The organism is Paenibacillus sp. MCAF9 (genome assembly GCF_052114265.1).
Lineage (GTDB): Bacteria > Bacillota > Bacilli > Paenibacillales > Paenibacillaceae > Pristimantibacillus.
The window spans coordinates 270,419-283,883 of sequence record NZ_JBFREL010000003.1; the positions used below are offsets into that span (position 1 = coordinate 270,419).

8 protein-coding genes are annotated in these 13,465 nt (G+C 44.3%); 3 read left to right on the top strand and 5 right to left on the bottom strand.

The window, feature by feature from the left end:
* The first annotated feature begins 307 nt into the window (after window positions 1–307).
* The 3 genes from AB4Z45_RS06750 to AB4Z45_RS06760 all read left to right on the top strand — a co-directional run bounded on the left by AB4Z45_RS06750 (window position 308) and on the right by AB4Z45_RS06760 (window position 4,242).
* Window positions 308–2,569, top strand: a complete 2,262-nt coding sequence (locus AB4Z45_RS06750; protein WP_441908422.1) for an O-antigen ligase family protein — start codon at window positions 308–310, stop codon at window positions 2,567–2,569.
* Between the two features lie 207 nt (window positions 2,570–2,776).
* On the top strand, window positions 2,777–3,790 hold the full coding sequence (locus AB4Z45_RS06755; RefSeq protein ID WP_441908423.1) for a peptidoglycan DD-metalloendopeptidase family protein: 1,014 nt from the start codon (window positions 2,777–2,779) through the stop codon (window positions 3,788–3,790).
* A 5-nt stretch (window positions 3,791–3,795) separates the two neighbouring features.
* The gene (locus tag AB4Z45_RS06760) at window positions 3,796–4,242 is read left to right on the top strand and encodes a bactofilin family protein (protein WP_441908424.1); all 447 of its coding nucleotides are present in this window, start codon (window positions 3,796–3,798) and stop codon (window positions 4,240–4,242) included.
* Between the two features lie 83 nt (window positions 4,243–4,325).
* Here the strand turns inward: AB4Z45_RS06760 and AB4Z45_RS06765 are convergent, their stop codons facing one another.
* The 5 genes from AB4Z45_RS06765 to gltB form a co-directional block, all read right to left on the bottom strand.
* Window positions 4,326–5,120: an ABC transporter permease gene (locus AB4Z45_RS06765; protein WP_441908425.1), complete on the bottom strand. Its 795-nt coding sequence runs from the start codon at window positions 5,118–5,120 to the stop codon at window positions 4,326–4,328.
* Window positions 5,113–6,033, bottom strand: a complete 921-nt coding sequence (locus AB4Z45_RS06770) for an ABC transporter ATP-binding protein (RefSeq protein ID WP_441908426.1) — start codon at window positions 6,031–6,033, stop codon at window positions 5,113–5,115. Before AB4Z45_RS06770 ends, AB4Z45_RS06765 begins: the two co-directional genes overlap by 8 nt.
* Window positions 6,034–6,550: 517 nt before the next feature.
* A complete protein-coding gene (locus AB4Z45_RS06775) occupies window positions 6,551–7,933 on the bottom strand; it encodes a sugar phosphate nucleotidyltransferase (protein ID WP_441908427.1) in 1,383 nt (460 codons plus the stop codon).
* A gap of 50 nt (window positions 7,934–7,983) precedes the next feature.
* On the bottom strand, window positions 7,984–8,424 hold the full coding sequence (locus AB4Z45_RS06780) for a PilZ domain-containing protein (protein ID WP_441908428.1): 441 nt from the start codon (window positions 8,422–8,424) through the stop codon (window positions 7,984–7,986).
* Window positions 8,425–8,809: 385 nt separating this feature from the next.
* Complete coding sequence (gene gltB / locus AB4Z45_RS06785; RefSeq protein ID WP_441908429.1) at window positions 8,810–13,414, bottom strand: glutamate synthase large subunit; 4,605 nt, start codon at window positions 13,412–13,414, stop codon at window positions 8,810–8,812.
* Window positions 13,415–13,465 lie beyond the last annotated feature (51 nt).

Sequence of the window (13,465 nt, forward strand, 5' to 3'; positions counted from 1 at the left end):
ATATAGAACAGTGGTTCTTTCAAAAATGTTGCTTAATATGTAAGATTGCACAAAGAAAATGTCTATATACCCCTGCTATCTTACCAAAATTCCTCCCACATTAACACCTTATTCTACCTTTACACCGAATAAATTGTAGAATTTTTCCGATTTCATCTCTATTTCGACAAAACCTCATATTCTACAAATTTGTAAACTACATACAAATCGCATCTCCTAATATAGTAATCTACTCCCCCATTTGTTAAAATACAAATAAAGCTAAATGTTTCATATCTACATAACGATGGATGAGGAGTACATACGAATGAGTGCACGGAACAAATCAAAAAGGAATACGAACACTTTAAATGCTGATTTTGCGCTTTTGAGGTGGATTGGGGCGATTGGAATCGCTCTATTTCTAGTCATCTTCCCCTATGAGAGAGCATTGTTTAACGGTTACGAATTAAGCTTTGAAGGCCCTATTTATGGAGCACTCATCTTCGGTTATGTGATGCTTGCCTTTACTGCATTTTATGTGTATCGCAACTCACAGATGAACAGTTATCGCGGAATTTTGTCGATTGCCGTCATGCTGCTTCCATTCATTTATTGGTTGTCATCATTACAGGCGGTTTCAACCTATTACGCGAAGTTTATGACTCTCGTATTTTTCCTACTTGCTGCTTTATTCATAGGCGCTCTGTATTTTGCAGAAAATAAGCTTACGCGCAAAACGATCGAATATGCGGTTATGCTCTCCTCCTATTTAATTGTACTATTTGGTTTACTCAACCTTTTTGGTCAAATCTATTATAAGGATGCGCTATGGCTTGCACATGACGGCTACCGGCTTTCATCGGTATTCCAATACTCAAACTCATACGCCGGCTTCCTAGTCGCTTTATTTCTAGTTAGTTTGTATTATGCCGTTCACTGCGTGCGTCCATCTGCAAGAATCATTCATGCTGCCATGCTTGTACCGATTTGGATTTCATTCATGCTCACCTATTCACGCGGTGCAATTGTTATTATTCCAGTTATGCTGCTTATTGTGCTGCCTTTCTTACGCTTAACGAAGCAAATTACATACATCGTGTTTATGGGCGTATCTGTAGTGGTTTCCATGGCTGTCCTTGGAAAACTAACAACGATTGCTGATAAAATAGCTGCACTAGTTCAACCAACTGAAACGAAAGCACCAAGTACAATTTCCTTGTTCAGCTCACTGCCTATGCAGGGCTGGGGATTACTTGTGCTCGGCCTACTCATTGTTACTGGCCTTATTATGCTTTACCATGCCAAAGCTGCTAATTTCCTAGAAACAAAGCTTACCAAGCTTTCTTCGTACAAATGGTCATTTGCGGCTGTGCCTGTCATTACAATCGTGCTTACTGCTGTAGCAGCGGTCAGCCTTCTTGGCAGCAGTGCTATTCGCGGCTTGCTTCCTGACAAAATTGCTGCACGCTTTGAAAATATTAACCTCCAACAGCACAGCGTTTTGGAACGTTTAACCTTTTACAAAGACGGTCTTCGTGTAGCTGAGGATTACCCTCTGCTTGGAGGCGGCGGCGGCGCTTGGCAAGCCATGTTTGAGCAATATCAGAATAACCCTTATTGGAGCAGACAAGCACATAGCTTCTTTGTACAAGTTCTTGTGGAGAGCGGTTGGCTTGGTCTACTAGCAATCGTCGGACTGCTCGTGTTTGTATATTTTTTATACATCCGATCCTTTATTCGTTATCCCGAGCTTAGAGGCAGCCATTTTGTCTTTTTCATTTTTTCTTTGGCGCTGCTAGTCCACAGTGTGATCGATTTTGATATGAGCTATATTTATATTATCTCTCTCGTCTTTATTTCTCTCGGTTGTATGCTTGCTCCATATAGCCACAAGCTAATAATCGAACGCATGAATGGCAAGCTTAATAAATCTTGGACAAAAATCGCATATCCAGCGGTTATGGCGTTATTGTCTATATTCCTTCTCGTCATTGCCATTCGTGAAACTAACGCAACTAGCAACTATAATAAAGCTATCGACTTGGCAGTTGGGCAGCAAACTTCTTTAGAACAACTTCTGCCTATTCTTGATCGTGCAATTAAGTCTTCACCAACACAGCCTTATTATAAGCTAACGAAAGCTGACTGGCTGGAGCAGGCTTATAAGCAAACGAACACCGCTACATTCCTTGATCAGGCACTTAGTACAGTTAAGGAAGGCAGAAAATATGATCCTTATAATCGAAGCCTTCTAATGTCGGAATATCGTTTTCTGCAAGAAAAAGGACTTTTTGAAGAGTCGCTCGCAACGATTAATGAAGGTGTCAAAAAATTCCCTTGGGACATCAATCTATATGAAGCTGCGATAACCTCATACGCCAAAGCAAATCAAACTGCACTGACGGGCAAGGATGAAGCTAAAGCAAAAGAATATGCTCAGCAAGTTGTCGATCTCTCTAACGAAGTTAAAAGAAGAATCGGTCAGCTAGCTTCACTTCCAGCCGAGCAGCAGCAAGGACGTACATTTGCAATGACACCAGGTATAGAGGAAGCAGTAGCCCAAATCGAGCTTGCTTTGGCACAATAAAGTGTTGTGATGATCTCGTATTACAAAGACTGCCCGCTTGCACAATTCATGTGCGACGGGCAGTCTTTCTCGTTTCATACAAGTTTCACGCAAGTTTCTTGTATGTTTCACACAAGTTTTATGGCATGTTTTACTTCGTTTAAGAATAAATAGCAATAGAACGTTCTGATCGTTTATAGCCAATCTTAAGTAGGAAGGAGAAGTCTATTGAAACGAGTCCAGAAGCCAAAATGGTCATTTGTCGTGCTGCGCGGCGCTGACAAAACCGTTAAACAGTTTCACGTTTCAAAGCGATCGGTCTTTGCCGCTCCAACGGCGGTAGTAATAGCGGTTACGGGCTGTATTGCGGGGCTTCAAATAAAGTCGGCCTATGAAATGAACCAATTGGAAGAACAGATGTCACAACAAGACGAACGATTTGCCCAAACCGTTTCCGATAAAAACGAAGCTATTGTCTCGCTGCAGCAAGAGATAATCGGATTGTCCGAGCAAGCAAATGAAATGAAAGAGAAAATCGATGATCTACAGCAGCTCGAATTAAAGCTGAAGCAATTTATCGCAAACTATGGCAGTAAACTTGAAACCTCTACCTATCTGACGCCGATAGACAAAAGTGAGACAACTGTAAAAATTCTTTCCAATACTTCCTCAACAGGAAAACGGAGCATTAACGATTCGAAGCAAAGCAAACAGTTTATTTTGCTCGCACAGGAAACAGGACTTCATCTCGCCGATTTGCAGCGGATGGTAGAGACGATGGAGGATTCATTAACGTTGACGCTGCAGCTCGCACAAGCGACGCGAGTCTCCGTTGATGCTTATCCTTCCGGCTGGCCGACACGCTCCAAAATGCTGACCTCTGGATTTGGTTATCGAAGAGATCCTTTTACTGGACGAACGGCTTTCCACGCTGGACTAGACATCACTGGCAAGCTAGGAGATCCCATATTTAGCGCAGCAGACGGCACAGTATCGGACACAGGCTTCAATAATTCGCTGGGCAAATATATCGTCATTGATCATCTCGGAGGCCTGCAAAGCGCCTATATGCACTTAAAGGAAATCGAAGCAAAAGAAGGGGACACCGTCGTTCGAGGCGAAAAGATCGGTTTGCTCGGATCGAGCGGCAGAAGCACTGGTCCGCATTTGCATTTTCAAATCATGCAGAAAAACGAACCTGTTAACCCTTTGCCATTTTTGTCATTAATAAAGGAGGATTAATGTTTATGTTCAAGGACCATAAGCGGCTGGCAGCCACTGATACATTAATTGGCCAAGGCACGATAAGCGAGGGCCGGCTAATTTGTGAAGCAAGTCTTCGCATTGAAGGGGAGCACCGAGGCGATATCGAATGCAAAGCTGACGTCATCATTGGAGAATGCGGTCTTGCTCGCTCGAATATTACGGCGCGTGATATTACTATTGCAGGAAAGGTGTTCGGAGATATCGTCACCAAGGGTAGGCTAATCATTACTTCCTCCGGTACTTTAACGGGGGCAATTACAACCCAAACACTTATCATTCAAGATGGCGGCAAGCTGAATGGCAACTGCCACATGGAGCAAACAGCTGACAGCAAAAATCGTGTGCCAGCAGAATCCGATCCACCACACATCATCGGTAAAGAAACGGTAATTAAAGAATCCAAAGAGAAATCTCGCCAAGCAGGATAATACAGCAAAAAAGCCGTTCTACACGTGCATGTCTTCCGAAGAAGCAGCATGTATAGAAACGGCTTTTTAAATTCATCTAAAGTCTAAGCTGCAACATCGCGTTTCTTAAAGGTATACYATGTAATGGCGATGAAAAGAGCATAATAAACACCGAGAACCACAAGCGAAAAGCCTAAGGTCATGCCCTCTCTCATCGGATTTCCATCCAAGTATTGCGTTAGATTCAAATGAATAAACAATAGATAATCGATCCATTTGTAATCGAGCATTGCAACTAAACCAATAAAGCTGTTAACGCCAAGAAGGAGAAACAAAGCCATACCAATTGCTAAACCGCTGCTGCGGAATACAGTAGAGAGCATGAACGCAAGCGTTACGGTAACAACAAGCGAAATTAACGTCAAGCCATAATACTTAAGCATGTAGGAAACCGGATTCGTACCTTCTGCTCCAACGAAGGTTGGCTTTATATCCGGCGACGCATTAATGCCGAAGCAAATCCAGTTCACAAATATCGTCACAGCAAACAGTACAATAGCAAGCAAAAGAGCGAATATCATAATCGAAATATATTTTGACAACAATATTTTTGAGCGTGACCAAGGTCTTATTAGGAGAAGCTTGATGGTACCGCTCGTAAATTCCTCTGCAACGCCGCCAGCAGCGATTACTACGGTAAAGATCGTAACGAGCAGAAACAAAATGGAGGATTCCATAAAAGCAACATCCCACATCGAGGCATCTCTTCCACCAAATATTACCCATAAAATAGAAATAGCCAGTACTAACAAAATCAATATGCCGGTCATCACCCATGTGCGAGGACGACGGTAAATTTTCATGTTCTCATTTTGAATAAGCGGCAAAAAATTACCCAATTCGTTCCCCTCCTGTCACTTCTAAAAATTGGTCTTCAAGTGTCTTAACCTGTATGCGAATGCCATAAACCTTGATTCCAGCATGAACGAGAGAAGCATTAATGGAAGCTGTGTTTTCCTTATCCGTTTCAACCGCTATGGCATCTTTGCCTTCAAGGACCGCAGTAAAGCCAGATGTGAACAGCACATCCATCGCTGCCTGCTGACTGTCCACTTCAATAACAACACGGTTATGTACTTTAGCTGCATGCTCGCCCTTAATGGTTCGCACGTCTATGAGCTTGCCATTTTGAATGATCGCGACACGATCACACATAAGCTCCATTTCAGATAATAAGTGGCTCGATACAAATACAGCAATACCTTCTTCTTTGGAAAGCATGCGCAAATAGTCACGTAGCTCTCTTATCCCTGCCGGATCCAAGCCATTTGTAGGTTCATCCAAAATAAGCAGCTGAGGTTTATGCAATATAGCCTGTGCTACGCCAAGCCGCTGCCGCATGCCGAGCGAATAGGTTTTCACCTTATCCCGAATTCGCCCTTCAAGACCAACAAGCTTAACAACCTCATGAACACGATGCTCTGTGATGCCTGGAATCATTCGTGCATAATGAATTAAATTATCATAGCCGCTCAAGTATTTGTACATTTCAGGATTCTCAACAATCGCTCCAACATGGCGAATTGCCTTTTCGTATTCCTTTGTAATGCTATGTCCTCCAATAGTGATTTCACCATCTGTGAGCGACATTAAGCCAACCATCATTCGAATCGTAGTGGTTTTACCCGAGCCGTTGGGACCAAGGAAACCAAATACTTCCCCAAGCGGGATATCAAGCGTTAAGCGATCAATAATCGTTCTGCCGCCGATTTTTTTGGTTACATTTTTTAATTTAACAATAGGCTGATCCATATTTGTGCTCCTCCTTCAAAAATCCAAATCCTATTCATTATAAACGATTAAGGAAACAATTGGTAGTTTACAAAAAAATACACCTCCACTCTACAGTTAAACTGTAGGGCAGAGGCTCTCATTATCATTTGTGCGATAGGGCTGTATAACATGTTCGGCAACTTTCGCATCTGCACGAAGGAACATTTTATAGTCATAGTTACTGGTCTTACCCGGCGATCCTACTATAGCATCCAGCCTATCCTGCTCCACGCTGCATGTTAAGCAATAACCCATTGGATGTACCACTCGGAAAAATCCTGTTCGAAACAAAATATCTGCTTCAGGACTTAAAAGCATCTCCCCGCAACTAACACAATAAAAACGGTCCTTTGAACATATCATTCGATAGATCGCTCCCTCTCTCTTTCGTAATGATTGTATCAACCTCAACATTAAAAACGGCATTAAGCGTTAAATGGCAGAAGTTCTATCATAACGTCGATTGCAATCCATCCAAACATGCTTTAACAGCATATTATACACTATTTAATTGACTAGTGATTTCATCCCATGTCGTTCCAAGCCTTATAATGTCATCCTCATTAATCTGTTTGCCTGTTTGAACCTCAATTAGCTCAACGTCCGTTATTGCCCGCAGGCTGTGCCTCGTTCTCTCCGGAATCGATACGGTATCGCCTGGCTCAACGTGACGGTACAGATCATCCAGAATCAGCACTCCCTCTCCTGAGATAATGGTCCACGCTTCTCTTCGCTTAAAATGCATTTGATAGCTTATATTTTGGCCAGCTGCAACAAAAACCCGTTTTGTAACACAATGAGTTCCTGATGACAAGACAACGGAATCAACAATCTTGGAATGCCCCCACCTGCGCTCCTCATACTTTGGACGCTCATTCATGAGCTTAAGCTTCGCATCGAGCTCAGTACTCGCATTTTTGCTAGTAACCAAGATGCCGTCGGGACTTGCCGCAACAATCACATTCGTAAGCCCAATAATGGAGATAGGAATGTCCAGCTCATTGATGAGCTGGGATTGCTCGCTGTCATCCGATATTTCGCCCATGCCTAGTCGTTCAAAGGCCAGCTCCTCGGATAATGTTTTCCATGTGCCAAGATCTTTCCACTCACCGTCGTAGCAAATAACTGAACGAGAGGTTTCTTTTTGCGATACTTCAATTTCGAAACTTGATTTAGGAATTTTCGTATACTGTTTATATAGTTCATCATAATGGATAGGCAGCCTGCGATTCATGAGCAAAGTTATCATATAATCAAGCTTGAAAGCGTAAATACCGCTATTCCATAACGCTCCGCCTTTTATTAATTGATTAGCTTCAGCCTCATACGGTTTCTCTTTGAATGTGTGTACCCTACGTTCATAGCTGTCATCCTCATTGCTGTGCCGATTGGCTTCTGGAACGATATATCCATATTGCTCTGACGGATAACTTGGCTTAGTCCCAACCATAAGCAGCTCAGATTTGCTTTCTCTGATCAGCTTTGGAAGTCCTCTTATACATGAGAAAAAATCACAGCTTACATAAGCATCAACGGGTATGACAATGACCGTTTCATTTAAAGATACGCCCGCGATTGAATACAAATAAGCAGCGGATAGCGCTATCGCAGGAAACGTGTCGCGCTGCTCAGGCTCAATGATAAGCGGTGCTTTTGCACCTACCTGTCTTTGTAAAATCTCCACCTGCTCACGGCAAGTCGAAATGCGAGTATGCTCCTGCAAATCCGACTCTTCCAACTGGCGCCATATACGCTGCAGCATTGATTCCATGCCGCCGTTTGGACTCTCCAGTACAGTTAAATATTGTTTAGCTCGACTACTATTCGACAAAGGCCATAATCTCTTCCCAGACCCGCCTGATAACAAAATAATTTTCAAAGCATGTCCCCCTTCTACGTTGTTATTGAATGCTACTTCCTATCAGATCGTTAACTACTGTAATACAGCCGTTTTGTATTCAATAATCTGCTGTATAAATAATGAATTTTTTTCTGCTGTGGCTGACTTTCTAATATTTCTTGGTTCATGACACCAATAATAAGAGAGCGAAGCGTATTCGAGCATTCAAATAACACGCCATGAGCGAATTGATTATCTTGTTTCAAATTCCAAACGATCCGACCGCGAATCATAATCTGTACATTCGAAATCGTCATTCGAAATTCAACAAGATAATTGGATTGAATCGGTAATTGCAAGCCGGATAAGAAGCATAAACCATTTTGGCTTAAATTAAGTAGAAGTACTGTAGTCGTAGATGGCGTCAACAATTGTCCATCTTTACTAATTAGCCGCAGCTCTGCCTTAACGCCCTCTGTGAAGCGTAGCCTAATGTGGTTGCGCGAGGCATCATTTGAATTCGTCGCCATGCTTAATTCCTCCATCATACCTAATAGCAATAACAATCCTTGTTACAGCTCAAATACTGGACTCCATTTCTATTAATGCCTATTCCTCTAGCAAGAAATCTATTTCAAGTACAGTGACGGCTGCGTCCTAAGCCGCCTCTCCGCTATCCATCTCTACTTTATCTCTTAACCTCTGACCAACTACATATAAATTACTAATAATGATAGATATATTAACATCATTATACCCGAGTCCGCGGATGGAATATGTCGGTTAATGGGCGCGGCTTTCTTCTAATTTGGTGGCATTTTGTCGAAAAACAAAAGGGACTGTCGTCTGAAGTAATGAAGCTACTTCAGGGACAGTCCCTTGACTCGTAAATACGATTTATAAAATAAGTCTGAATTACTTGCCGCCTGCGCGTGCAAGCTCTTTCTTGTTCGCTTCGAACGCTGCAAGAAGTGCTGCTTCGCCCACTAAGCCTGTATCTTCAACCTTGCGGATCTGTTCAAGCATACGCTTGTAGTCCTTAGGAATAACTTTAACGAATTTCGAAAGCGATGCTTCCCAATCATTCAATAGACGGGTACCAATCGCACTCTCTGTATACTTAACATGTGATTCAATCAAACCACGAAGCTCAGCAACATCTACAGAGTCTTCTAGGCGCTCCAGCAATACCATCTCCAGATTGCAATGATTGTAGAAATCGCCTTTCTCATCGTAGATATACGCGACTCCGCCAGACATACCTGCCGCAAAGTTACGACCTGTGAGGCCAAGAATAACGACGCGTCCGCCTGTCATATACTCACAGCCATGATCGCCGACACCTTCTACAACTACATTTGCGCCGCTGTTCCGAACAGCGAAGCGTTCGCCAGCTGCACCGCGGATATAGGCTTGACCGCTAGTAGCACCATACAGCGCTGTGTTACCGATAATAACATTGTCCTCAGCCACAAAAGTTGCCTTTGGTGACGGTGCTACAATGATTTTACCGCCGGATAGCCCTTTTCCTACATAGTCATTCGAATCGCCTTCGATTGACAACGTGATTCCTTTTGGCACGAATGCACCAAAGCTTTGGCCAGCCGTTCCGACAAAATGGTAAGAAATCGTATCTTCCGGCAAACCTGCTGCACCGTATTTACGCGTAACTTCACTGCCAAGAATCGTACCAACAACACGGTTCGTGTTCAAAATTGGGAATGTTCCGCGCACGCGCTCGCCATTCTCTATCGCAGCCTTTGCAAGTGGAACGAGCTTCTGCATATCAAGCGACAATTCAAGACCATGGTTTTGCTCTTGAACATTGTAGCGAACTGCATCCTGTGGTAGATCAGCTTCGTACAGCAAGCCAGAGAGATCAATACCTTTTGCTTTGTAATGCTCAAGCAGCTGCTTCGTTTCTAAAATATCGACGCGTCCAACCATTTCTTGAATGGTACGGAAACCGAGCTCTGCCATAATTTCACGCAGCTCTTCAGCAATGAAGCGCAGGTAGTTAACAACATGGCTAGGATCGCCCATAAATTTTTTGCGAAGCTCAGGATTTTGTGTTGCAACGCCTACTGGACAAGTATCCAATTGGCATACACGCATCATGATGCAGCCTAGCACGATAAGCGGAGCCGTCGAGAAGCCATATTCTTCTGCTCCAAGCAGTACAGCAATCGCAACGTCACGGCCATTCATCATTTTGCCATCTGTCTCAAGAACGACACGGTCACGCAATTTGTTTAGCATTAGCGTTTGATGTGTTTCTGCAAGACCAAGCTCCCACGGCAAACCTGCGTGACGAATCGAGCCCATTGGAGAAGCTCCAGTTCCGCCATCATAACCGCTGACCATAATAACATCTGCGCGGCCCTTCGCAACGCCAGTCGCAATCGTACCAACGCCGACACCAGATACCAGCTTTACATTGATTCTTGCGCGTGGATTAGCATTTTTCAAGTCATGTACAAGCTCTGCCAAATCCTCAATAGAATAAATATCGTGATGCGGCGGCGGCGAGATCAGTCCTACGCCAGGCGTGGAACCACGAACCTCGGCTACCCAAGGATATACTTTAAGGCCAGGCAATTGACCGCCTTCACCAGGCTTAGCGCCTTGAGCCATTTTAATTTGAATCTCATCTGCATTAACCAAGTAGTTGCTCGTTACGCCAAAACGTCCCGATGCTACTTGTTTAATTGCGCTCCGTCTGGAGTCGCCATTCGCATCTGGTATAAAGCGTGCTGGATCTTCTCCACCTTCGCCCGTATTCGATTTGCCGCCTAGACGGTTCATCGCAATAGCCAGACTCTCATGAGCTTCTTTACTGATTGAACCAAATGACATCGCACCTGTTTTGAAGCGTTTTACGATGGATTCAAGCGATTCAACTTCCTCAAGCGGAACGGCTTGACGGCCTTCCTTAAACTTGAGCAAAGAACGAAGCGTAAGATGTTTTTTGTCCTCTCCCTGTACAAGCGCAGAGAACTTTTTGTATAGCTTGTAGTCATTCGCACGAGAAGCCATTTGCAGCGTATGAATCGTTTGCGGCGTGAACAAATGGTCTTCGCCATCTTTACGCCACTGGTAATCGCCGCCGGAGTCAAGCTCTTTCTCTCCGCCTTCTTGCTCAGCGAAAGCGCGGTTATGGTGCTTCAACGTCTCTTCGGCAATAACATCTAGACCGATGCCGCCGATGCGGGACGGTGTCCATGTGAAGTACTCGTTGATCACATCTTCTTTCAAGCCGAGCGCTTCAAAAATTTGAGCGCCACGGTAAGATTGAATAGTCGAGATACCCATTTTGGACAATATTTTAATAACGCCTTTAGTGGCTGCTTTAATATAATTTTTCACTGCTTTATCATGCGATACGCCGCGAAGCAAACCTTGCTTAATCATGTCGTCAAGCGATTCAAATGCAAGATAAGGGTTAACTGCGCTTACGCCGTAACCAAGCAGCAATGCATAGTGATGCACTTCACGAGGTTCGCCGGATTCCAGCAAAATAGCAACCTTTGTCCGTGTACCTTGGCGAATAAGATGATGATGCAGTGCCGCTACTGCCAGCAAAGCTGGAATTGCAGCATTTTCCTTGTCGATGCCACGATCGGATAGAATAAGCAGATTATGTCCCTTCGCAATAACACGATCAGCCGCTTCACACATTTGTGTAAGCGCAGCGCGCAAGCCCGTCTCACCCTCATTTGCAGGGAAGAAGATCGGGAGTGTAATGGAACGGAAGCCAGGACGGCGCACATGGCGCAGCTTGGCGAATTGCTCATTAGACAAAATAGGCGTATCCAATTTGATGTGTCGGCAGCTCTCTGGCTCTGGATTAAGCAGATTGCGTTCTGGACCAATCGTTGTACCTGTCGCAGTAATAATCTCCTCACGAATCGCATCAATAGGCGGATTCGTAACTTGTGCAAACAACTGCTTGAAGTAATTGTACAAACGCTGCGGACGCTCTGACAACACCGCCAGCGGTGCATCATAACCCATTGAAGCGATAGGCTCCATGCCGCTGCCAGCCATCGGCTCAAGCACTTTGCGAATGTCCTCAAAAGTATATCCGAACGCTTGCTGTCTCATTTGAACAGTAGCATGGTTTGGTTCTGGCAGCTCAGGAGCTTCCGGCAAATCTTCCAAATCAACAAGATGCTCATTCAGCCATTCGCGATATGGATGCTCGGTCTCGATTTCCGCTTTCACTTCTTCATCAGAAATGATGCGGCCTTGCTCTGTATCTACAAGCAGCATGCGTCCTGGACGCAAGCGGTCTTTGTACAAAATATCCTCTGGCGGAATCTCAACGGTTCCAGACTCGGAGCCGAGAATAATATGATCGTCCTTCGTTACGTAATAACGAGCTGGACGAAGACCATTGCGGTCAAGCACCGCACCAATTTTTACGCCGTCAGTAAAACCAAGCGCAGCTGGACCATCCCATGGCTCCATCAATGTGCTGTGGTATTCATAAAATGCTTTGCGCTCGTCGCTCATGCTCTCATGATTGGACCAAGGCTCTGGCACCATCATCATTGCGGCATGTGCCATTGAACGGCCGGACAAGAATAGGAACTCCAGCGTGTTGTCGAACATTGCTGTATCCGATCCATCCGGGTTAATAACAGGTTTGATTTTCTCGATATCATCACCGAACAATTCAGAGGCAAACAAGGTTTGACGGGCATGCATCCAGTTCACATTGCCGCGAAGGGTATTAATTTCTCCGTTATGAATCATATAATGGAAAGGATGAGCGCGTTCCCAGCTTGGGAATGTATTCGTACTAAAACGGGAATGTACAAGCGCCATTGCCGAAACAACGGATTCATCGTTCAGCTCGGTATAGAACGAACGCACCTGCTCTGTCGTAAGCATTCCTTTATATACGATTTTTCTGGAGGATAGGCTAGAGAAGTAAAACATATTGCCGCCTTCTTTGCCGGCATAACGAATCGCAAGCTCAGCGCGCTTACGAATAACATATAATTTGCGTTCAAATGCCATATTGTCCTTCAGGCTGTCGTTCATGCCGATAAACAATTGACGAACATAAGGCTTAACAGCTAATGCGGATTCACCCAGTTTCTTATCATCCGTTGGAACCGTACGCCAACCGATAACCGATTGGTTTTCCTCTTGAACGATCGTTTCCACTTCACGCTCAATTGCACGGCGAGCTTCTTCATCCTGCGGCATAAAAATCATACCTACGGCATAGTGTCCTTCGGCGGGAAGTACAATTTCTTGCTTCTTTAGTTCAGCCGCAAAAAATGTATGAGGAATTTGAAGTAAAATACCTGCTCCATCTCCCGTATTCGGTTCGCTGCCTTGACCGCCGCGATGCTCCATATTCTCGAGCAGCATCAGCGCTTGGCGAATGACCTTGTGTGACTTGATTCCCTTGATGTTGGCCACAAAGCCCATGCCGCATGCGTCTTTCTCAAACTGCGGATCATAGAGCCCCTGCTTCGGCGGCAATCCCAAAATATGTTCTTTCATTGTGAGCAACCTTTCTATGAGAAGATTTTTGGGCAAGCGTGAACGTGTTGA

Bases quoted from the DNA above. Each gene is read 5' to 3' on its own strand.
- AB4Z45_RS06750 (WP_441908422.1), top strand. From the start codon at position 308: ATGAGTGCACGGAACAAATCAAAAAGGAATACGAACACTTTAAATGCT.
- AB4Z45_RS06760 (WP_441908424.1), top strand. From the start codon at position 3,796: ATGTTCAAGGACCATAAGCGGCTGGCAGCCACTGATACATTAATTGGC.
- AB4Z45_RS06770 (WP_441908426.1), bottom strand. From the start codon at position 6,033: ATGGATCAGCCTATTGTTAAATTAAAAAATGTAACCAAAAAAATCGGC.
- AB4Z45_RS06780 (WP_441908428.1), bottom strand. From the start codon at position 8,424: ATGGCGACGAATTCAAATGATGCCTCGCGCAACCACATTAGGCTACGC.
- gltB (WP_441908429.1), bottom strand. From the start codon at position 13,414: ATGAAAGAACATATTTTGGGATTGCCGCCGAAGCAGGGGCTCTATGAT.